The sequence below is a fragment of the Salegentibacter salinarum genome (assembly GCF_900168115.1).
Classification (GTDB): Bacteria; Bacteroidota; Bacteroidia; order Flavobacteriales; family Flavobacteriaceae; genus Salegentibacter; species Salegentibacter salinarum.
The window spans coordinates 245,434-265,712 of the sequence record NZ_FUZC01000002.1 but is presented as its reverse complement, the minus strand read 5'-3'; the positions used below and the strand labels follow the sequence as shown (position 1 = coordinate 265,712).

The window sequence follows — 20,279 nt, the reverse complement described above, 5'->3', positions numbered from 1 at the left end:
CCTACTTTGCACAAGTATTTTTTAAAGCGAATTAAGTATTTTAGCAAGGTATTTAATGCAAAAGAATAATGAACAAATTTAAGTTACTGGGGCTGTTATTATTAGGCTTTATAATTTTTTCCTGCGGAAGTAATTCTGATAAAAAAACTTCTTATTTTAAATTGAAAATCGCCGAAAACAAGACCGAATTTAAGCTTGGAGAAACGATTGAAGGTTCTATTGAAAGTTTAAAGGACCGTGAAATTGATTCTATTCAGCTTTATTTTCAGCAAAAATATCTTCAAACCTTAAAAACAGAAACCTCATTCTCGGTTGCTTTAGAAAACACAAAATTAGGGCGCCAAAAATTGGAAGCCATCGTTTTTTCTGAAGGAGAAACCGACACCATTAGTGATAACCTTAAGATTTTGAACAACCAATCTCCAAAAGCTTATACTTATAAGGTAATCAAGGAATACCCGCATGATAACGAAGCTTATACTCAAGGCCTGGAATTTTACCAGGATACTTTATATGAAAGCACCGGGCAATATGGAAGTTCATCTTTAAGAAAATTAAATTTAGAAACCGGCGAAGTTTTAAATAAAATTAACCTGGAAGACACTTACTTTGGCGAAGGGTTAACCATTCTTGATAATAAACTCTTTCTACTAACCTGGAGAGAAAAAGAAGGTTTGATTTACAATTTAGACGACTTTGAACAAACCGGGACTTTTAGTTATAACCAGAGTAAAGAAGGTTGGGGTTTATGTAACGACGGTGAAAAACTGTATAAAAGCGATGGTACCGAAAAGATCTGGATCCTGGATTCCGGAACTCTTGCTGAAAAAGATTTTATCCAGGTTGCTACCAACACCAAGATTTATTCAAAATTTAATGAACTGGAATGGGTTGACGGAAAGATTTATGCCAATACTTACCAGTTCCCAAGTGTTACCATTATTAATCCTGAAAACGGAGCGATTGAAGGCGTAATAGATTTTAGGGGATTACGGGAACGTTTATCTAATCTTGAAGATTTAGATTCTCAAAATCACGTTTTAAACGGAATTGCCTATAACCAAAATACTAACCAACTTTACGTAACCGGAAAAAACTGGGACAAGGTTTTTGAGGTAGAAATAATAGAAAAATAATGGCTGAAACCCCTGAAATATTTGAACAAAGCTTTTTAGTTGAAGAAAGGCACCTAGACGAACAAAACCATGTGAATAACGTGCAGTATGTCCAGTGGGTTCAGGATGTTGCGAAAGCGCACTGGGAAGCGCGAGCTACCAAAAAGCAAAATGAGAAATTTTTCTGGATAGTTGTCACGCACGAAATAAGTTATAAGCAACAGGCTTTTTTAGGCGATAAAATCTTACTACAAACTTATGTTGGGGAAACTTCACACGTAAAGTCTGTGCGACACGTGATTATAAAAAATGCTGAAACAGAAAAAGTTTTGGTAGAAGCAAAAACCACCTGGGCACTTATGGACCAGGAAAAGAAAAGACCTACGAAGATTTCTGAAGAATTAAAAAAGGTTTTTCAGCAGTAATATAGGTTTCCTTAGTTTCAAAGCCTTTGGAAATAAAAAAGCTTATTTAAAGTCCTCTTAATCTTAGATCCTGAAACAAGTTCAGGACGACGTTAAAGACAACTATCAAATAAGCTTTTAAAATTTATTCTAATAAAAAGAATTACATCTTAAAAAGTGGTTTTCCTTTCATCATAGCTTTTACTTCCTGCTTTACGGCTTCAAGTTCACTATCATTATCTATATTGGTAATTACACGTTCAATGAAGTCCACGATTTTAGGCATATCTGCTTCTATAAGTCCGCGAGTGGTAACTGCAGCGGTACCAATTCTAATTCCGGAAGTTACAAAAGGTGATTTATCATCAAAAGGAACCATATTTTTATTAACGGTAATTTCAGCTTTACTTAAAGCTTCTTCTGCTTCTTTTCCACTTACGTTTTTATTTCTAAGGTCTATTAGCATACAATGATTATCAGTTCCTCCGGAAATCACTTCATATCCTTTTTCAACAAAAATATCAGCCAATTTTGCAGCGTTCTTTTTTACCTGTACGGTGTAATGTAAAAACTCATCGGTTAAAGCTTCTCCAAAGGCAACCGCTTTAGCAGCGATAATATGCTCTAAAGGCCCACCCTGATTTCCAGGGAAAATTCCACTGTTAAGCAAAGTAGACATTTTTTTAGGCTTTCCGTTTTTAAGATTTTGGCCGAAAGGATTATCAAAATCTTTACCCATCATTATAATTCCGCCCCGAGGCCCACGAAGGGTTTTATGCGTGGTTGAAGTAACAATATGGCAATGCGGCATTGGGTCGCCAATTAATCCTTTAGCGATAAGACCGGCTGGATGCGCGATATCTGCAAACAAAATTGCGCCCACACTATCAGCAATCTCTCTAAATCTCTTATAATCAATTTCTCTTGAATATGCCGAAGCCCCGGCAATAATCATTTTAGGTTTTTCTTTTTTGGCTATTTCAGCTACCTGGTCGTAATCTATGAGCCCGGTTTCCTTGTCTACCCCATAAAATACAGGATTATAAAGTTTTCCGGAGAAATTTACAGGAGACCCGTGGGTTAAATGCCCTCCGTGAGAAAGATCAAATCCTAAGAATTTATCTCCCGGGTTAAGGCAGGTATGAAATACCGCGGTATTTGCCTGTGAACCCGAGTGGGGTTGCACGTTAGCATATTCGGCATTAAACAATTCCTTTAAACGATCTATGGCCAGTTGCTCTACTTTATCTACCACTTCACAACCGCCGTAATAGCGCTTGCCTGGGTAACCTTCAGCATATTTATTGGTAAGTACAGAACCTGCAGCTTCCAGAACCTGCTCACTCACAAAATTCTCGCTGGCAATTAACTCAAGTCCGTTAAGTTGGCGTTCTTTTTCTTCCGCAATTAAATTAAAAATTTCGGTGTCTCGTTGCATTTCAAAAGTTTACGTTAAATATTCATCAAAAGTAAGAAATACATTCGGTTAATAACAGGAAAATAATATATTTGGATTCATTAGATTTCTTAATAAAACCAAAAAATTATATGCCAATTACAGCTAACGACCCAAATAGAAAAACCTGGTTGGAAACTTCGGAAAACACCGATTTCCCTATTCAGAATATTCCTTTTGGGGTATTCCTAACCCGGGACGATGTAATTACCATAGGCTCCCGTATTGGAGACTTTGCGATAGACCTTGGCGCACTGCACCAACTGGGCTATTTTGAAGGAATCCCGTTAACCGATGATATATTTTTACAGGATACCCTTAATGATTTTATCTCTGACGGAAAAAAGACCTGGCGACTGGTTAGAAACCGAATTGCCGATATTTTTGACGCAAAAAATGATAAATTAAGGGATAACGAAGAGCATAGAAGCCGTGTGCTTTTTACGCTGGATGAGATTGAAATGCAAATGCCGGTTCAGGTTGGTGATTATACCGATTTTTACTCGAGCAAGGAACACGCTACCAATGTAGGCACGATGTTTCGTGATCCTGAAAATGCACTTTTACCAAACTGGCTGCACATTCCCGTTGGTTACCACGGAAGAAGTTCTTCTATAATCCCGAGTGGAATCCCGGTTCACCGCCCACAGGGACAAACAAAACCAAAGGATTCTGATACTCCTATTTTTGGTCCTTCTAAAAGAGTAGATTTTGAAGTTGAAATGGCTTTTATTACCACAGATGCAAATGTGTTGGGAGAACCAATTCCAATAGACGAAGCCGAAGATTATATTTTCGGAATGGTATTGTTTAATGACTGGAGTGCCAGAGATATTCAAGTTTGGGAATATGTGCCTTTAGGCCCATTTCTGGCTAAGAATTTTGCTTCTTCTATTTCCCCGTGGATTGTTACTTTAGATGCCTTAGAGCCATTTAGAACCGAAAGTCCAAAACCAGAAGTTGAATTATTCCCATACTTAAGAAGTACCGGAAAGAAAAGTTTTGATATTAATCTTGAAGTTTCCCTTAAACCGGAGAATTCTGAAGAAACTCCACTGGCAAAAACTAATTTCAAGCATATGTACTGGAATATGAGTCAGCAGTTAGCGCATCATACTATAAACGGTTGCCCAGTGAATTCGGGAGATATGATGGCTTCGGGAACAATTTCTGGTAAAACACCAGATAGTTATGGTTCTATGTTGGAATTATCCTGGAAAGGTGAAAAGCCTGTCAAATTAAAAGATGGAAGTGAACGTAAATTTATTGAAGATCACGACACGGTAATTATGCGCGGATATTGCCAGAGCAAAGGCCGCAGAATTGGTTTCGGCGAAGTAAGCAGCCAGTTATTACCGGTTTTTGAACCTAAGAAAAAATAAAAATTCTTGAAACTATATAGAAAGAGGCTGTCTAAGACAGCCTCTTTTTTTAAATAAAATATCTAATTAACTTCTGTTCTTTTTCTTTGCGGCCTTGGCAGCACGCTTTTCCTTTAAACTCAAAACCGGTTCTTTTTTAGCCGAATTCTTTGAAGGTGATTTTTCTTTTGCCATAATTTCTAAATAGTTTAGCATTAACCCGGTAAAGATAGTGAAAGAAAGCTTTGAAAATTATTTTTAGTCGATAATCGAGACTAAAATGCGACCAAGCTTGCCCCGAAAATTAAAAATTTTTTGAAATATAATGTTTAAAGCCAGGCTTAATATCACTCCTCCCTGGCTATGGTAGAATGGAGCAGCTGAAGTTTCCATCCTTCATCCGTAAGAATGGCAGAGGCACTTTCCAGCCAGTTTATTTCTCTTACTACCTCATCTCCCGACAGAAATTCGGCTTTATTATGATAAGCAACCCAGCCCATTTTACCTTCAATTTTTATTTCAATAAAATCAAAAGAATTAATCCTTTTAACGCCTGATTTTTGCTCACCCCCTTCCTTAATATAATTTCTCATCTTATCCATATCCCAAACTTCCCCGGTTTCCAGGAGTAAGAAATCTGGTGTACAATATGTGTCTAACGCTTTAGGCTCCATATCCGAAAATATCTTTTGAAAAGAATTTTCAATAAGATCTTTTATCTTTTCTTCCTTAGTCTGTTCAGAGGTTTGGCCAATAGTAACTGTGGTTAGCAATATAATTAACACTTGAAATATTCTTTTCATTGGGATGATTATTTTAGAATTTAAGATACTAAATTAAGAAATTGCTGATTCACAAAATTTTTCTTTCGCAATAGTTCAGAAAAAATTTTATGTAAATAACACTTTACATTTGAAATAATCATGTATGTTTGTAAAGTAAACATTACATAAAGTAAACTATTAATTACATTAAAAATGAAAGCAGAACGAAAAAAGAATCTTTACATCCTTGCCATTTGGACCTGGACTTGGGTAGCCACCCTTGCTCTTGCCTCTTTTGGCCCTAAGTACATTTGGGACGAACATAGTGTTTTAACCACATTGGCAGTTTCAGTAAACTTTGTCCACGGAATTTTAATGATTATTGCTAACCGGAGAATGTTTAATAATTTTGATGAGCTAGAGCGTAAAATTCATTTAGAATCTTTGGCTTTAACACTGGGATTGGCGGTGGTAGTTGGCTTAACGTATTCCCTACTTGACGCCACCAATTTAATTGCATATAATGCGGAAATAAGCAACCTGGTAATATTTATAGGTCTAACCTATTTGGTTTTGGTCACCGTAAATACGAAACGCTACGCATGAAAAACAAATTAAAAGTACTAAGAGCCGAAAATAACTATACCCAGGAAGATTTAGCAGATATTATTGGGGTCTCGCGGCAAACAATTAATGCCATAGAAAAAGAGAAATTTGATCCCAGTTTGCCAACGGCATTTAGAATTTCCAAGCTCTTTAAATTACCAATAGAAGCTATTTTTTCTTTTGAAGAAAATTAAATGTGAGTACTTACTTCTGAAACCTTAGACGACCGGTTAATAATAAACCGACCCCCAGCCCTGTTAGTAAGCCGGCAGATATGTCGGCTAAATCTCCGTCGATTAAAGAAAATAAACCAATCCCAATTGCCAATAATACAAAACCGGTAATTCTTACTTTATTCATCTTATTTAAATGCTTGAGAATTTATCAATTATGCTGAAGGTTGCGGGTTTAATTATCTCTGGATTAGTTTGAGGTAATGATTTTTACCGAAAGTTATTGGATAGAGAATATATAATAAAAGACACGTAGAGAAAACGATCATTAAAACACTATTTATCTCAATAATGTATGATAAATACCGGTAGTACCCATTTATTTTGAGTAAATCCTGTGATTTCTACTTTGGTAACCTCGTTATCTTTAATTTCAACATGATGTCCCTGGCTACCGCACCAGTCAATTTTTGCTTTCAATTTATAATTCCCGGGCTCTAAATCAAATTCTTTTGATTCCCCATTGCCTATGGTATCAATTTTTTGATCATTAAGATATAAACCAATTTTTCTGGCTCTGTTTGTCCATTCAGATCTCCGGCTAACTACTAATTTATTCATCAATACGGGAATTTTTAAAAGTGATCGAATTAGGATTTATAGAAATTACTAAAGAGATTTTAAAAATAGGAAAAATTTTGAATTCGATAAGAAAAGGAAAAGATTCTCAAAAAATAACTTACTCCAAAACCACCCCAACTCCTATTTTTCCTAACAAATACGGATTATGATCTATGATCAATAAATCATTGTTTTTACTAAGCTTTTTCAATATTTCAAACAAAAGATCAATATCAGCATAATGCAATCCGGTGCTGGGTTCATCCAGAATATAAAGCGTATTGTTAGTTGTATTCTGTAACCAATTCAGTAACAACAATCGTTGCTTTTCTCCCGAGGAAAGTGATTGTACCGGCTGATCTAAACGAAGATGCGCCAACCCGATTTCCTCCAATTGATTTAAGAACGGAATAATTTTATCTGAAACCTTAGTCCCCGCGAACCATTCTTTTAGCTCCATTAGATTTAAAGCGAGTACGTCAGCTATATCCTTCGAATTAACAGTATGTTTCAGAATATCCGGTTGATAGCGCTGCCCCTTACAAACTGCGCATTTTTCAATGGCATTAGCGGCTACATCCAGGCTGGTTTCCAGATAGCCTTTTCCTTTGCAGTTTGGACACTGACTGGTTTTTGTTTTATATGAAAAATCCCGAGGTTTTAATTTTGTTTCGGTTGCAAAAATTTTACTTATATCTTTTAGTAAATTCAAATAAGAAACTAATAAGGTATTCGCGTGTGTTCTTAGTTTTTTAGTCTCAAAGTAATGCGCTTCTGAATATTTTTTCGGAAACTTTATGCCTTCACAATTTACCGGCTTACCCGTTTCAATACTCGGAATCAGGATGTCTTTGACTAAAGTGGTCTTACCTATTCCAGATTTACCGCTAATAGCCGTAATACCGCCCACGGGAACTTTTAAATGGTCTTTTACTAAAGTATGTTTCGATATTCTCCGGATAGAAACTGAATCTTTTGCATCTTTTAAATTAATTGCTTTAGAAGGTTCTTTTAAAAAAGAATGAGAATCTTTCTTCTTTAAATAATTCTTCGGATTTCCTTCAAAAGTAATATAGCCTCCCAACTTCCCCGCCTTAGGACCGACTTCCACTAACTTATCAGCTTTGAGGATAATCTCTTTGTTGTGTTCAATCACAATCACTGTATTGCCTTTTGCAATAAGTTCTTTAAGAATATTAATAAGGTCTGGGATATTGTCATTAGACAATCCTGCTGAAGGTTCATCCAAAAGATACGTAATCCCTTTCAACGGACTATTTAATTGTTTTATGAGTGCTACGCGTTGATTTTCTCCCCCGGAAAGGGTGTTCGATTTTCGGTTTAATTGAAGATGATTAATATGCAGCTGCTTAGCCCGCTTTATAGTGTTTAATAAATGAGGATGAATATTCGAGATAAGTTTTTGATCAATTTTCTCTATCTTAGAATCGGAAGAAAGATAGTTTTCCAAAGCTTTAAAATCCATTGTGCGTATTTCGTGAATTGATTTTCCCCCAATATGAAAATCTAAGCGTTCCGGTTTTAATCCGCTTCCTGCACAATGACTACATTCTTCCAGAGAAAAAAGGGCTTTCAGCTTTTCAATATTTTTATTCTTCCGGGTTTTGTAATATTCTTCTTTTAAGTAATGAAAAAGACCTTCCCATTTCATACTTACCTCCTGAATTCCTTCCCGTGTTTTGGTTTTGAATTTCCAGTTGGCTTTCCAAACGGTTTCGCCTGCGCCATTAAAAAGTATATCTTTTTGTTCGTTGGTCAACTCATTAAAAGGTGTTTCCAGGTTAAATCCATTTTTAGCACCTACCTCTCTCACCACCGCTATATACTGGCTGCTCGCCTGACCATAATAAGCCAGAGCCGTGCTGTGCTCAAAGAGACCATCAGCAATACTCTTGTTTTTATCAAGAACTATTTTATCCAAATCTGGTAGCAATTCCTGCCCCATACCGTCGCAAACGGCACATTTTCCCAATTCGTGATTATTGGAAAAATGACTGGCAGATAGTTCCTTTCCTACGTATTGAGCTTTTCGGGAAAAGGCAAAGCGTAAAATCTTATCTATTCCCGTTTGTTTAGCAATATCAGAGCGATCTGTAAAGCTCTTTTCCTTACGGGTAACGCAAATCGTTGGAGTAAGCCCTTCAATATGATCTACTTCAAACTGAAAATTCACTCCCACCCTGGACTGCTGATAACTTGAAAACTGTTTGGTCATTTCCTGTAATCCATAACCGTGCAGGGTGTCAATAACGAAAGAAGATTTACCCGAACCAGAAATTCCGGTAATTACAGTTAATTGATTCTTCGGAAAATCTACTTCCAGGTCTTTTAGATAATGGGTTCGAGCTCCCTTTACAGAAATCGTATTCCTACTATGATCCGGTGATTCTTCAAATTCCAGTGGAGAAGATTTGCTATTATCTTCTACCAGGAGATCACATGAAGATTGAAAAAGCCGATGATTTTCAAAGCAAATAATCCCTGCGGTTTGCTCTTTAAGCTGGTGCAAAGCTTTTAGCAGCTGCCTCACATTTTGCTGATGCAAACCAATACTGGGTTCATCCAGCAGTAAAAGCGTCTTTTTTGATTGTTTTGCAAAATGTTTGGTGAGCTTAATTCGTTGTGCTTCTCCACCCGACAAGGTGTTTGAAGGCTGGCCAAGTTTAATATAACCCAGGCCTAATTGCAGCATCAAAGCGAGTATTTTGGTGATTTTCTTTTCCCCTGAAAAGAAATCAAAAGCTTCGGCTAAACTCAGGTCATAGATTTCAGCAATATTTTTATTGTTCCATTCCACCTGCAAAACCTCAGGCTTAAAACGCTTGCCATTACAGGTAGGACAAACCTGGTTAATAGTGCCCAAAACATTCATAGAAAGCGTAATCACACCAGCACCTTCACAGGCTTCGCATCTTCCTCGTTTATTATTAAAAGAAAAAGCTCCTTTAGCTAATTTCAGGGCTTTGGCTTCCGGGGATTTAGCTAGGAGATCTCGTATTTTATCGGCCAGGCCGGTATACGTGGCCGGATTACTTCTGGGGGTTTTTCCGATAGGTTGATCGGATACTGTAAGCAACTTTAAGTCCTCTTTTTCTGAATGTTTAGAAAGCTTTTTTAGGAGTTGCGGTGTTTTTCTGCTCACTACGGTTAATTCTCCCGGTTTAGGCTGAAATGAATCCGCAGAGATTTTTTTTATTTCAGAATCAGGGTTAGAAAATTCTTTTTGTAATTCAGTTAAGGTAGGGCTGGATAAATCTTTTGCATTTAAAAATTCCTGGATGGTTCCGTTGAAAATGATCTCTCCACCGTAAGCCCCGGCAGCCGGGCCTAATTCGATGATCCAATCGGCAGATTTTATAAAACTTAAGTCATGCTCTACCACCATAACCGTATTCCCACGCTTTATCAGGCGTTTGAGAATATGGCGTAAATATTTTTGATAGTCTTCTGATAAACCGATGGAAGGTTCATCAAAAACATAAAGAATTCCTTGTAGGCTACTGTTTACCTGTTTGATTAATTTGATACGCTGCGCGTCCCCGGAAGAAATTTCGGTACTTGGAGTACCCAGGCGGTATTCTTCCATTCCCAGCCATATAAGATCAAACAATTGAATACTGATCTTATCAACCAAAACCTGTTCGCCATCCGCTAGATCCTGGCTTTTCAGCTTATTGTATAAATCGTTTAAAGGAAGTTCCATCCATTGCTGAAAGTTGCGGCCTTTCCATTTATATTTCAGATGTTCAGCTTTAATTCGGGCTCCTTTACAACTGGGGCAGGTTTTGGAACTGGCGAACTTTAAAATATTCGGATTCCTGTCCAGTCTTAGGATATTCTTCATAATGGGAAGCATACCCTTATAAAAGCCTTCTTCCCTTGGCTTTGCTTTTAAACCTTCCCATCTTAATCGAGACTCCAAAGTATGTTTCCCAAAAAAGACTTTGGTGCGGTCACTTCCATTTAATACCACCTCTTTTTGTTCAGCGGTAAGTTCTTTCCAGGGAATATCTACACTAAAACCATGCGCCCGGCAAACTTTATTTAGTTCATCTACCGTAATTTGGGAATAAACGATATAACCATTAGGTAAAGTAGTGGTAATGGCACCTTCACGAAGGGTTTTGTTTTCGTCACCAACCAATTTATTAAGATCTATATATTCTGCCTCACCAAGTCCGTAGCAGTGTTCACAGGCTCCTTTTCGATGATTAAAAGAAAAGAGCGACTTGCTCATCGTGTCATCTGCGGAATAACGAGCGAATAAAATTCTAAAGACCGATGCAATTTCGGAAAGTGTTCCGAAAGTAGTATTAATGGACTGGAAACGCTTGGACTGCTCTACTTTGATTACCGGTGGAAGTGATTCTATGTCATCTACTTCAGCAGTGGGAATTAACTGCGCATTTTGTTGGTTGTAAGCCGGGAGACTCTCTAAAAAATAGCGGTAACCTTCATTAGCAATCACGTCCATCGCAAGGGAAGATTTTCCCGAACCCGATAAGCCGGTAACCACGATTAATTGGTTTTCCGGAATTTCTAAATTTATATTTTTGAGATTATTTTGGTGGGCATTAATGATGCGCATAAAGGCTTACTGTTTCTCTTTTTAAAAAAATAAAAATAGGAAGATTATACAGCCTGAGACCGGCTTTTAAGGAAAGTATAGGATTTCTCTAATAAAAAATACCGGATTACTTTTCTAACATAATTTATCCGGAGATAAGCAGCAGTAAACCGGCTGGGAATTTAAATCTCGATTTTCGCATAATTCCTGTAAAATCTATTCTATTTACCAGGCTTTGCTTCCATTTTACTTTTTAAATTATCTAAATCTGCCTTATAAAATTCCCATTCCGGATCATCTGTTTTCATAACCAGGTTTAAGGCCTTTTCATAATTATTTTTTGCTTTTTGCAATTCACCAATTTCCTCGTATGCCATTCCTAAACTTGAGTAAGCCTCATAAGAATCTGGCTGAGTTTCTACATTTACTTTAAAGGCATTTACTGAAAATTCTTTGTATTCTTCTAATCTCAAAAAGGCATACCCCAAATCTGTTAAGGCATTTTTTTTAGAAACTTCAAATTTATATTTCTCTGATAATTCATCAAAATACGCTACTGTGTTTTTGATAGCAGCCTCGGGCCCTCCCTGTGCCAGTATTTCTTCCTTTGTCCTGGGGATCTCATATTGAATGGGTTCAAAAATAAAGGGTAAACCGGAAAATATTGAAGGCAAGCCAACAGTGCCGTGAGATTCTTCAGGCATTGGTTCATATTTAAAGCGAAGACCCGCATCTTTATGAGTATTTATATAATTATTGAATTCTCCGCTTAATTTTAGAACATTCCCACGCATGTTTCCTTTATTTTCATCTGCCAGGCTCATATAAAAAGCGGCTCTTAATTTCGAAGGATTCTTAAAAACATCCTTAAAGTCCCGGGAGATTAATTCATTTGGATACCATAAACTGGGGCTAACGGTGAGATACGCATCAAATAATTCCGGATTTTTATAAAAAGTATATACATTGAAAAGTCCGCCAAGGGAATGTCCAAAGATTATCCTGTACGGGGCTGCTTTATAGGTCTTCTCAACGTAAGGAATTAGTTCTTCTTCTAAAAAAGCAATAAAATTATCAGCTCCCCCAGGCCTTCCCATTCTTTCACGTTCTTCCTTACTTAGTTCTGGAGAATTTGGACTTAGGTCACGGTTGCGGTTGGTATTTCGTATCCCTACAATTATCATATCGGGAATGAGCCTATTTAACTGAAGATATTCAACAGTACCTACGGCGTGTGAAAAATTATAAAAACTGTCAAGCAAATAAAGAACCGGATACGTTTTGTCTGATTCTCCATAACTTTCAGGTAGATGAATTTCAAGAATTCTATCTTCTTTAAGTATTTCGGAATGAATTGTTTCAGTTTCACCTATAGGGATTGGGATCTGAGAATAACTTGAATAACTGAATAAAATTAAGCCTATCAGAAATTTGAATTTCATAGTATTTGTTTAAAGCTTGCTATTAAGGTTTATACCTATAGCAGACTAAATTAGGTATTTCCCAAATGGCAATTATAATCTGAAGGAACTTTAAGTAAGAAATAAGTGTAAAATTTTGGTAATCTTTTTAATGAAGCGACGAAACTAATTATTAAAACGGGTTACTTCATTGTTCCGCTCCAAACTGACTGCGGTTAGTGCGTGTGACTTACTACTTTAGTCTAATAATCGCTCTACAATCATGGAAGAAAAATATTTTACTCCGGCCCTCATAGATTCTTCATCTACCGCAAAGTTTGGCGTATGCGGCATAGCGATAATCCCTTTCTCATATTTTGAACCTCCAAGGAAGAAATAAACTCCTGGAACCTCCTCCTGAAAATAGGCGAAATCATCGGCCATTTGGCCCGATGTTACCCCGTAAACAGGAACTATAACATTCTCTCCATATATTTCAGCCAAACTATTCATTGTAGCGGTTGCCAATTCTTTATCATTCATTGGTGTATCCTTTATTGGCATTTCTTTACTGAAATTAAATTTTACCGCAAGCAGGTTCTCTGAAAACTTAGATTCGTTTATAACATTTTTTATAGTCGTTTTAAATTTTTCGAGTAAATCTTTTTCGCTAGCATCAACGATCGCACTTATCTTAAGTTTATCCTCAGTTTCCTTAATATAATAATCGCTCTTTACAGCAATATAATTGCTGTAGATTGTATTCCTATTAGCTAAGCCCAAGTCTGGATCCATTAAATTCTTATCCTCCCAAAATTCACTCTCTTTCCCATAAGTTTGTAGATTGGAGATTAAACCTTTTGTGTAATCAAGTGCTGCAGTATTTTGGTTTGTACTTTGGTATACTACTTCAATTTTAGTTCTATGGGCATAGACGTTATTTTCTTTAGTTGATACCACTCCTGCAGGGGACGGCGTTATATGCAGTCCGTAAATTTCTTCCGGATTAATAATCTCAAATAATCCATCATTTATCATAGCTTTTGCACCTCTATAAGTCTCCTCTGCTGGCTGAAAAATAAAATATACCGTTCCTTTAAGATTTTCTCTTTGACTGTTGAGAACATTGGCTATTCCCATGGCAATAGTAGTATGGACATCGTGACCACAAATATGACGTATACCGGGATTCTCTGATTTAAATTCCACAACATCAGGAATATCGGAAGACATTGCATCAATATCAGCTCGCCAGGCAATATGTCTTCCTTTTTTGGCGCCTTTTAAAATACCTACTACTCCATTCCCACCTATACCCTTTTTAACTTCAAGTCCTAAGGATAATAAATATTCATTAATTTTCCCTGCGGTTCTCTTTTCCTCGCCTGAAATTTCAGGATATTTATGAAGGTCTCTCCTGATTTCCACAAGGCTCTCAAAAATATTATCTGTTTGGGATTGGATTGATTGGTGAATTGAAGGGATAACTTGTTTTTCCTGACTATAACCGAAATTACTTAGCATAATTACTAGAAATAGGAATTTTATGTTTTGTTGAATAGATGTCATAGCTTTGATTATTGATTCTGGAGTAAATTTAAATGCTGAAAATAAATATCACTTGACACATATGTGACAAAACTAAGGTTTGGCAAGTTTACTTCTTATTCTACTTAAAGATTGTCTTTCTATTCCCAAGTAAGAGGCCAAATGAGTTAAACTTATTCTATTGATGATATGTTTGTTGTTCTCGATAAAATTTAAATATCGTTCTTCGGCATTTTCAAAGAGAAAGCTCTCCACCCTATCAATTTCCCGGGTTAAAACCTTTTCTGCCATCAATCTACCATACATTTCACTCTCCTTATGTTTAAAGTATGCTTCCTGAAGTTTTATATATGGTAGTTTAATAATAATACTAGGCTCAAGGCATTCAATATTGTATTTAGACGGCTGTTGTCTTAAAAGCGCCGGATAATCTGTTGCATATCCGCGCTCACTTAAGAAACTTGTAGTTATTTTATTGCCTTTTTCACTGATATAGTATTTTCTCAAAAGTCCCTCGCATACATAGCCCAGTTCCTTTTGTACCTGCCCACTCTTAAACAAAAATTCTTTTTTACTATACTTTTCCAAACTCAAAGATGCCCTCGTGAAGTTTTTAGCTTCCGGGCTTAATTCCGGAAACTGCTCCATAAATAAATCGAAATATTTTTTATAATCAACTTCCATCTTTTGAATTTAAGCGTGTTAAAGATAATGTTTTTTGATTGCGATCAATCACTACAATTATCCCTATATCGCTATCGTTTATTTGGGATAAACAACTGTTCTTCAATTTTTTCTATATTTATTTTGCTGTAAACCAATTATTCCGACACCCTAATCTCTTTAAATGAATTTTTTCTATGGTTTCAATTAAATCTTATTGCTTACTTCTTTTTGTCTTTCTGACAACCATAATTAAGGCTCAGGAAAATGAAAAATTTATTTTGGCAGGTTCATTTTATGATAGTGAGCAAAATATTCTATTGAAAGATAGAATAATTCACATTGATGGTAACGAAATAATTGACGTTGGAAAGAATATTAAGATCCCATCTGATGCTAAAATTATAGATCTAAGCAATTATACGGTTCTTCCCGGATTGATTGATGCGCATACTCACGTATTGTTTGATCAGGAACCACAAGATGATTTTGCAGAACATAGCATAACTACATTGGTTTTAAAAAATCAGGCTTTGAGAACTTTGAGAGGTGTCAAAAGAGCTGAATCTTATCTTGATGTGGGAATTACATCTATAAAAGACCTGGGAAATTCAGGAGAATTCCTGGATGTAGCTTTACGCAATGCAATTAATGAAGGTTCTATTGAAGGTCCACGAATTTTTGCCGCTGGCCAAATTATGTCTGGTCCCGGTGGCCAGATTTACGGTGTACAAAAGAAATATCAGGAAATTATAGATGAGGAATACCGTATCATTAAAAGTCCTGAAGATGCTATAAATGCAGTTCGTGAACATATTAATCAAGGTGTTGATTTGATAAAAATTTGTGCGGACAATTTACCCAATAATACACGATTAACAGTTCCGGAAATGAGGGCTATTGTTCAAACTGCCCATAGTAATGGACTAACTGTTACTGCTCATTCAATTACAAATCACTCTGCGTGGAACGCAATTAAAGCAGGAGTAGATGGCATTGAACACGGATTTTTTCTAGCCGATTCTACACTTAATCTTATGGCTGATAAAAATGTTTTCCTGGTACCAACCGAAAATAGTCGGGATTATATGGAAGCTTATTACCAACTACAAGGAAAAGATCCCGAAGAAATCCCTTGGTTAGATAGATATATGAATGATATGCAAGACAGATTAATGAAAGCGATAGAGAAAGATGTAATGATTGTGGCAGGTTCTGATAATTATTCTGATATCCAGGTTCCTCGTGGAGTTTCCTCCCAGGATATGTATAAAGCCTATTATGAATCTGGTATGAAACCACTTAACATTCTGCAGTCAGCAACTTATTTAGCTGCTAAAAGTCTTAATAAGCAGGATGAAATAGGTGTTTTAAAATCAAAATCTTATGCTGATATTATTGCTTTAAAAGGTGATATAAATAAGGATTTTCTAAGTTCTATTGAAAATATCGTTTTTGTGATGAAAGATGGTAAAATCGATGTTGATAAATCAAATTAGGACTATTTCTGAATATACTGATTTTTTCAGTTTGGAAGTATCTTTTTATACTTTTTACAATATACTCTACAAACCGTAAAACCTTTATATTATGATGTAATTGTAACAATTGCGATGTGACCTCCTACCGATTTACGAACTGGTTAAAAGTAGAAAATCTGAGTTGAGGTGTAAACTAGGTACAAGCCATTTCTAACATGTCAGAAAACGTCAAAAAAATATTATTAAATAATTAGTCATTCATGAAATTGATAATTATATAATAACAAAAACCAATAATTTGCCTTATTTAATTTATTTCAATTTTTCTTTTTGCCCGGATTATTCTATTCCAATTATCATATTAATCGGTAAAAGGTCAGAACCTATATTTGGACCGGTTGATCTATCTATAACTTGTAAATCATCTGAAACTAAAAAATGATCAAGAGTTGTTTGCAAAATACCATAATTTGCCGGCCAGGTGGGTAATAATCCAAAACCGACTCTACTATCTTTTAAATTATTACTTAAAAGGATTTTGAAATGGTTTGAAAAGGAAGAAGTATTAAAATCTCCAGCTATTATAAGATTAGAAGAATACTGAGATCTTTTACTAATTATATTAGTTAATTGCATATTTCTGTTATCGAATGTTGTTTGGCTAAGTGGTGGAATTGGATGGGTTGCTATTAACGAGAACTTCTCATGTTCTACTTGTAAATCGCCAACTATTGATGGTTTGCTATTTATTGATCATCCCCAAAAAATTAGGACAGTAAGTTAAGTTCAAAAATAACCTTAATTTTACTGTATTATGACACGAAGAAAATTCACATCCAAGTTTAAAACGAAAGTAGTCCTTGAAGCCTTGAAGGAGCGGCAAACTGTCAAGGAGCTTGCACAAAAATTTGAAATCACCCCTCAGCAAATAGGTACCTGGAAACGCGATTTCCTTAATGAGGCCGATACTGTTTTTTCCAAAGGTGAAAAATCAAAAAAATCGGAAGCAGAGGAAAAGAAAGACCAGCTTCTTAAAGTCATTGGAGAGCTTAAAGTGGAGAATGATTTTTTAAAAAACGCCTTGCGCTAAAACCTTTAGAAGAGCGTCGAACAATGATTAGCAAGGGTCATTCCAAACTTAGCCTCCAGCGGCAATGTAAGCTATTGCAAATCCATCGTAGTGGTCTTTATTATAAACCCCGTGGAGAAAGCAAACTTAATCTAGAACTTATGCGATTGATGGATGAACATTATACCGATCATCCCTTTAAAGGAGCCAAACGGATGCATACCTGGCTTAGCATGGACAAAGGATACAAGGTTAATAAAAAACGTATTGAACGCCTCTATTCTAAAGTGATGGGCCTCCAGGCTATTATGCCTGGTAAGCATACTTCACGGCGACACAAAAAGCATAAGGTTTATCCTTATCTCTTAAGAAATCTCAAAGTAGAACGTCCCAATCAGGTTTGGGCAACTGACATCACTTACATTCCAATGCGAAAAGGTTTTATGTACTTGATTGCCGTTATCGATCTCCATAGCCGCTATGTATTAAACTGGTCGGTATCCAATTCCATGGATGCCCATTGGTGCAAAGAAACTGTGGAAGAAGCCATCCGTCTTCATGGGAAGCCGGAGATCTTTAATACTGACCAGGGCAGCCAATTTACCTCAGAGATCTTTACGGGTAGCATACGCTCTCGGGATATTAAATTAAGTATGGATGGGAAAGGAAGAGCTATCGATAATGTTTTTATAGAACGCTTATGGAGAAGTGTGAAATATGAAAACATCTATCTCAATCCTCCGGAATCCGGGGTAGGTTTATACCGGCAACTCCGAGACTACTTTGATTTTTACAACCATAGACGAAGGCACCAGGGTATAGAAAATGAAATACCTATCAACCGATATTTACAACAAGAAAGAAATGCTGCTTAAAAAATGAAAAATAGAACTTAATTTAGCGGCTAAGCTGTCCTAACAAATGGGGGTTCTTCAAGATTCTAATTTAAAGGTAGAAGCCGATGCCTATTTATTAGAACAGGTATTAATAAACCTGGTATTAAACGCAATGGAAGCCTGTGAAAATACTCCAAATCCGAAAGTAAAGGTTTATGCTGTAAAGAAATTTGATGGACAAGTAATAATTTCTGTTACAGATAATGGTCCAGGAATCCCTGAAGAAATTAAAGATCAGATATTCATTCCATTTTTCACCACTAAAAAAGAAGGAAGTGGTATAGGCTTAAGTCTTTCTAAACAAATAATGACCTTACACGGCGGGAAAATTCAAGTTAATAGTATGGAAAATAAAGGAACTTTAATTAGTTTAATTTTTAAAGAAAATACAGCATCTACCAAAACATCAATTCTTTAATAAGTTCTATAATCAGGTTTAGTTTGATCGTCTCAGTTAATTAAACTTTCTTCGTTACTTATACCCCAAAAATATATATTCATCAATATTCTTTTTGTCCGTTAGGTACTTGCCTTCGGATTGTTAATAGTCATTACCTCTCTTTTAAGTGGATTATAGTAATGACATCTGCTTGAGTACACTCGGCCGTTAGTGGTATAGGTTCTGGTTCAATTTCATACTGTACACAGACATCAATTCCAGTACCCTGGAATTGTTCATCGATTTCGTGTTGAAAAACATAAGTTTTATTACCTCCTTCGAGTATTATGTGTCCATTGATTGTTGCGCAGTCAGGCGTATAATACAGCTTTGCGGCCTTTCCTTTTTCACAAATCTCTGTACCTATATCGCAGCTTGTGCTCATTGAAATAACAAGCCAAAAAAAGAATATTTTTTTCATTTGTTCCATAACTTTTGTTTCAATTCAACTTACTACATAATAGAGGGCTAAATGTACCTTGGTGATATTTATAAGATGCACTACTTCTTAATTGGTTGCGTTAAACAAATGTCATTAAAGTAAGAAATTTTGACATAAGTATTATTTTACCTTTCCAACGGGGTAAATAAACCGCGCAATTTCTGTTTACCATTTCCACTAGTTTAAAAAATTACGAAAACGAACAACCGAAATTGATAAGGTGCTATTATCATTGTTTTTAGGAGCCTATCCAATTTGATTAGATATAAATTTTACTTCGGCAAACCCAAGTTTAAAAGATATTCTGAATAATTATAATTAATCTAGTTTTTTAAAAATGCTATCCAAAGCTTGGTTGTTTTTTGAAACCAGTCTACGAATAGGAGCATTTTTCAATGAATTGTAATTATATTATTTACCATCTGGCCTAACCACCATTTCTGAAGTAATAAATAGGTTTTTAATTGTCATCGTATTACCAAGGAATGCTTTAGAAAGATTTTCATAAAATTCACGAGCGTTTGGTGGATATACTGGAGCACGCTGACCCCCCTGAAGTCCATCATATAGGTAGTTGCCGTTCTGGCGGATTATACAGCTTTTAAGTACGCTTTTTCCTTGAGGAGAAAGCAAAAAATAACGATTGGCTAAAAAGGTTATAATCCCTTTAGAGAATTAAACAAAGAAAAAATAGAACAATCCATAAAACATTAGCGCTCGTAGCCATTATACTTATAAGCTTTAACCTATGCTCAAAGTTTCAAACTGTCAAAAACTTTAAATTTTTAACAAACTAAATCCGATTGAATAGCAATATAATGTTAAAAAGCCTAATGTAATTAAATTATTATATTAATTTAAACTCGATGTTAGCACCGGTTTCAAAAGCTCTTGTGAATATAAAATATTTAAAGATGAAGTATTTTTTCCCGTTCCTTTTTATAATCGTTTTATCTGGTAGCATATTATGTGCGCAGAATACTTTTCAAGATCAGAAACCCAAAACAGAAGCATCCGAAGTGACTTCCATTTTTCTGAAAGTTAGATATCTGGATAAACCGACATTATTAGAAAAGGAACGAATACAAGATGCGTTAAACAAACTGAAAGCTAGAGAGATTAGAAATATTTCTATCACAGACGGAATGACTACAGTTACTTACAATTTCTCTCCAGAATCCGGCAAAGTTATCATTGAGAGTTCGAAAAAAAGCCAACCTTCAAATTCAAGAGAGAATGATGTTTAAACACCA

Annotated in this window: 21 protein-coding genes; 10 read left to right on the top strand and 11 right to left on the bottom strand. The window is 35.8% G+C overall.

The window, feature by feature from the left end; translation table 11 throughout:
- The first annotated feature begins 68 nt into the window (after positions 1–68).
- Positions 69–1,136 carry a glutaminyl-peptide cyclotransferase gene (locus B5X53_RS04105; protein WP_079711972.1) on the top strand — a complete coding sequence of 356 codons (1,068 nt, stop codon included), beginning with the start codon at positions 69–71 and terminating at the stop codon, positions 1,134–1,136.
- On the top strand, positions 1,136–1,540 hold the full coding sequence (locus tag B5X53_RS04100; RefSeq protein WP_079711971.1) for an acyl-CoA thioesterase: 405 nt from the start codon (positions 1,136–1,138) through the stop codon (positions 1,538–1,540). Before B5X53_RS04105 ends, B5X53_RS04100 begins: the two co-directional genes overlap by 1 nt.
- A gap of 142 nt (positions 1,541–1,682) precedes the next feature.
- Here the strand turns inward: B5X53_RS04100 and B5X53_RS04095 are convergent, their stop codons facing one another.
- On the bottom strand, positions 1,683–2,957 hold the full coding sequence (locus tag B5X53_RS04095; protein ID WP_079711970.1) for a serine hydroxymethyltransferase: 1,275 nt from the start codon (positions 2,955–2,957) through the stop codon (positions 1,683–1,685).
- A gap of 110 nt (positions 2,958–3,067) precedes the next feature.
- Between B5X53_RS04095 and fahA the strand changes: the two genes are divergently transcribed.
- The gene (fahA, locus tag B5X53_RS04090) at positions 3,068–4,357 is read left to right on the top strand and encodes a fumarylacetoacetase (protein WP_079711969.1); all 1,290 of its coding nucleotides are present in this window, start codon (positions 3,068–3,070) and stop codon (positions 4,355–4,357) included.
- Positions 4,358–4,683: 326 nt separating this feature from the next.
- On the opposite strand, the gene B5X53_RS04085 is transcribed toward fahA, so the two are convergent.
- Positions 4,684–5,139 carry a DUF4440 domain-containing protein gene (locus tag B5X53_RS04085; RefSeq protein WP_079711968.1) on the bottom strand — a complete coding sequence of 152 codons (456 nt, stop codon included), beginning with the start codon at positions 5,137–5,139 and terminating at the stop codon, positions 4,684–4,686.
- Positions 5,140–5,313: 174 nt separating this feature from the next.
- Between B5X53_RS04085 and B5X53_RS04080 the strand changes: the two genes are divergently transcribed.
- A complete protein-coding gene (locus B5X53_RS04080; RefSeq protein ID WP_079711967.1) occupies positions 5,314–5,706 on the top strand; it encodes a hypothetical protein in 393 nt (130 codons plus the stop codon).
- Positions 5,703–5,900, top strand: coding sequence for a helix-turn-helix transcriptional regulator (locus B5X53_RS04075; protein WP_079711966.1), 198 nt, complete (start codon positions 5,703–5,705; stop codon positions 5,898–5,900). Before B5X53_RS04080 ends, B5X53_RS04075 begins: the two co-directional genes overlap by 4 nt.
- A 10-nt stretch (positions 5,901–5,910) precedes the next feature.
- On the opposite strand, the gene B5X53_RS19010 is transcribed toward B5X53_RS04075, so the two are convergent.
- From B5X53_RS19010 to B5X53_RS04050, 6 genes are all read right to left on the bottom strand, one after another.
- Positions 5,911–6,066 (bottom strand): hypothetical protein, encoded by a 156-nt coding sequence (locus B5X53_RS19010; protein WP_157822111.1) that lies wholly within the window; start codon positions 6,064–6,066, stop codon positions 5,911–5,913.
- A gap of 158 nt (positions 6,067–6,224) precedes the next feature.
- Positions 6,225–6,500, bottom strand: a complete 276-nt coding sequence (locus tag B5X53_RS04070; protein ID WP_079711965.1) for a hypothetical protein — start codon at positions 6,498–6,500, stop codon at positions 6,225–6,227.
- A gap of 118 nt (positions 6,501–6,618) precedes the next feature.
- Positions 6,619–11,109: an ATP-binding cassette domain-containing protein gene (locus B5X53_RS04065; RefSeq protein WP_079711964.1), complete on the bottom strand. Its 4,491-nt coding sequence runs from the start codon at positions 11,107–11,109 to the stop codon at positions 6,619–6,621.
- A gap of 200 nt (positions 11,110–11,309) precedes the next feature.
- A complete protein-coding gene (locus B5X53_RS04060) occupies positions 11,310–12,530 on the bottom strand; it encodes an alpha/beta hydrolase-fold protein (RefSeq protein WP_079711963.1) in 1,221 nt (406 codons plus the stop codon).
- Positions 12,531–12,746: 216 nt separating this feature from the next.
- Positions 12,747–14,057 (bottom strand): M20 metallopeptidase family protein, encoded by a 1,311-nt coding sequence (locus B5X53_RS04055; protein WP_079711962.1) that lies wholly within the window; start codon positions 14,055–14,057, stop codon positions 12,747–12,749.
- Positions 14,058–14,129: 72 nt separating this feature from the next.
- On the bottom strand, positions 14,130–14,720 hold the full coding sequence (locus B5X53_RS04050; protein WP_079711961.1) for a Crp/Fnr family transcriptional regulator: 591 nt from the start codon (positions 14,718–14,720) through the stop codon (positions 14,130–14,132).
- A gap of 260 nt (positions 14,721–14,980) precedes the next feature.
- On the opposite strand from B5X53_RS04050, the gene B5X53_RS04045 reads away from it, so the two are divergent.
- Entirely contained in the window at positions 14,981–16,198 is a 1,218-nt protein-coding gene (locus B5X53_RS04045) for a metal-dependent hydrolase family protein (RefSeq protein WP_232764113.1), read from the top strand.
- A 321-nt stretch (positions 16,199–16,519) separates the two neighbouring features.
- Here the strand turns inward: B5X53_RS04045 and B5X53_RS04040 are convergent, their stop codons facing one another.
- Positions 16,520–16,855 (bottom strand): endonuclease/exonuclease/phosphatase family protein, encoded by a 336-nt coding sequence (locus B5X53_RS04040; RefSeq protein ID WP_394341613.1) that lies wholly within the window; start codon positions 16,853–16,855, stop codon positions 16,520–16,522.
- A 139-nt stretch (positions 16,856–16,994) separates the two neighbouring features.
- Here B5X53_RS04040 and B5X53_RS04035 point away from each other — a divergent pair, with 139 nt between their 5' ends.
- Genes B5X53_RS04035 through B5X53_RS04025 form a run of 3 tightly spaced genes read left to right on the top strand, consistent with a single transcriptional unit; the run spans position 16,995 to position 18,563 of the window.
- Positions 16,995–17,270, top strand: coding sequence for a transposase (locus B5X53_RS04035; protein ID WP_079711958.1), 276 nt, complete (start codon positions 16,995–16,997; stop codon positions 17,268–17,270).
- Positions 17,271–17,293: 23 nt separating this feature from the next.
- Positions 17,294–18,124 carry an IS3 family transposase gene (locus tag B5X53_RS04030; RefSeq protein WP_079711957.1) on the top strand — a complete coding sequence of 277 codons (831 nt, stop codon included), beginning with the start codon at positions 17,294–17,296 and terminating at the stop codon, positions 18,122–18,124.
- A 46-nt stretch (positions 18,125–18,170) separates the two neighbouring features.
- Positions 18,171–18,563 carry a sensor histidine kinase gene (locus tag B5X53_RS04025; protein WP_079711956.1) on the top strand — a complete coding sequence of 131 codons (393 nt, stop codon included), beginning with the start codon at positions 18,171–18,173 and terminating at the stop codon, positions 18,561–18,563.
- 133 nt (positions 18,564–18,696) lie between these two features.
- Here B5X53_RS04025 and B5X53_RS04020 read toward each other — a convergent pair whose 3' ends face one another.
- Complete coding sequence (locus tag B5X53_RS04020; protein ID WP_079711955.1) at positions 18,697–19,014, bottom strand: hypothetical protein; 318 nt, start codon at positions 19,012–19,014, stop codon at positions 18,697–18,699.
- A 423-nt stretch (positions 19,015–19,437) separates the two neighbouring features.
- Positions 19,438–19,659 carry a hypothetical protein gene (locus B5X53_RS04015; RefSeq protein ID WP_079711954.1) on the bottom strand — a complete coding sequence of 74 codons (222 nt, stop codon included), beginning with the start codon at positions 19,657–19,659 and terminating at the stop codon, positions 19,438–19,440.
- Positions 19,660–19,892: 233 nt separating this feature from the next.
- On the opposite strand from B5X53_RS04015, the gene B5X53_RS04010 reads away from it, so the two are divergent.
- The gene (locus tag B5X53_RS04010; protein ID WP_079711953.1) at positions 19,893–20,273 is read left to right on the top strand and encodes a hypothetical protein; all 381 of its coding nucleotides are present in this window, start codon (positions 19,893–19,895) and stop codon (positions 20,271–20,273) included.
- Positions 20,274–20,279: the final 6 nt, after the last annotated feature.

What these genes read in the sequence shown, in the direction of transcription:
- B5X53_RS04105 (WP_079711972.1), top strand. Translation starts at nt 69, where the DNA reads ATGAACAAATTTAAGTTACTGGGGCTGTTATTATTAGGCTTTATAATT.
- B5X53_RS04100 (WP_079711971.1), top strand. Translation starts at nt 1,136, where the DNA reads ATGGCTGAAACCCCTGAAATATTTGAACAAAGCTTTTTAGTTGAAGAA.
- B5X53_RS04095 (WP_079711970.1), bottom strand. Translation starts at nt 2,957, where the DNA reads ATGCAACGAGACACCGAAATTTTTAATTTAATTGCGGAAGAAAAAGAA.
- fahA (WP_079711969.1), top strand. Translation starts at nt 3,068, where the DNA reads ATGCCAATTACAGCTAACGACCCAAATAGAAAAACCTGGTTGGAAACT.
- B5X53_RS04085 (WP_079711968.1), bottom strand. Translation starts at nt 5,139, where the DNA reads ATGAAAAGAATATTTCAAGTGTTAATTATATTGCTAACCACAGTTACT.
- B5X53_RS04080 (WP_079711967.1), top strand. Translation starts at nt 5,314, where the DNA reads ATGAAAGCAGAACGAAAAAAGAATCTTTACATCCTTGCCATTTGGACC.
- B5X53_RS04075 (WP_079711966.1), top strand. Translation starts at nt 5,703, where the DNA reads ATGAAAAACAAATTAAAAGTACTAAGAGCCGAAAATAACTATACCCAG.
- B5X53_RS19010 (WP_157822111.1), bottom strand. Translation starts at nt 6,066, where the DNA reads ATGAATAAAGTAAGAATTACCGGTTTTGTATTATTGGCAATTGGGATT.
- B5X53_RS04070 (WP_079711965.1), bottom strand. Translation starts at nt 6,500, where the DNA reads ATGAATAAATTAGTAGTTAGCCGGAGATCTGAATGGACAAACAGAGCC.
- B5X53_RS04065 (WP_079711964.1), bottom strand. Translation starts at nt 11,109, where the DNA reads ATGCGCATCATTAATGCCCACCAAAATAATCTCAAAAATATAAATTTA.
- B5X53_RS04060 (WP_079711963.1), bottom strand. Translation starts at nt 12,530, where the DNA reads ATGAAATTCAAATTTCTGATAGGCTTAATTTTATTCAGTTATTCAAGT.
- B5X53_RS04055 (WP_079711962.1), bottom strand. Translation starts at nt 14,057, where the DNA reads ATGACATCTATTCAACAAAACATAAAATTCCTATTTCTAGTAATTATG.
- B5X53_RS04050 (WP_079711961.1), bottom strand. Translation starts at nt 14,720, where the DNA reads ATGGAAGTTGATTATAAAAAATATTTCGATTTATTTATGGAGCAGTTT.
- B5X53_RS04035 (WP_079711958.1), top strand. Translation starts at nt 16,995, where the DNA reads ATGACACGAAGAAAATTCACATCCAAGTTTAAAACGAAAGTAGTCCTT.
- B5X53_RS04030 (WP_079711957.1), top strand. Translation starts at nt 17,294, where the DNA reads ATGATTAGCAAGGGTCATTCCAAACTTAGCCTCCAGCGGCAATGTAAG.
- B5X53_RS04025 (WP_079711956.1), top strand. Translation starts at nt 18,171, where the DNA reads ATGGGGGTTCTTCAAGATTCTAATTTAAAGGTAGAAGCCGATGCCTAT.
- B5X53_RS04020 (WP_079711955.1), bottom strand. Translation starts at nt 19,014, where the DNA reads ATGGAACAAATGAAAAAAATATTCTTTTTTTGGCTTGTTATTTCAATG.
- B5X53_RS04010 (WP_079711953.1), top strand. Translation starts at nt 19,893, where the DNA reads ATGTTAGCACCGGTTTCAAAAGCTCTTGTGAATATAAAATATTTAAAG.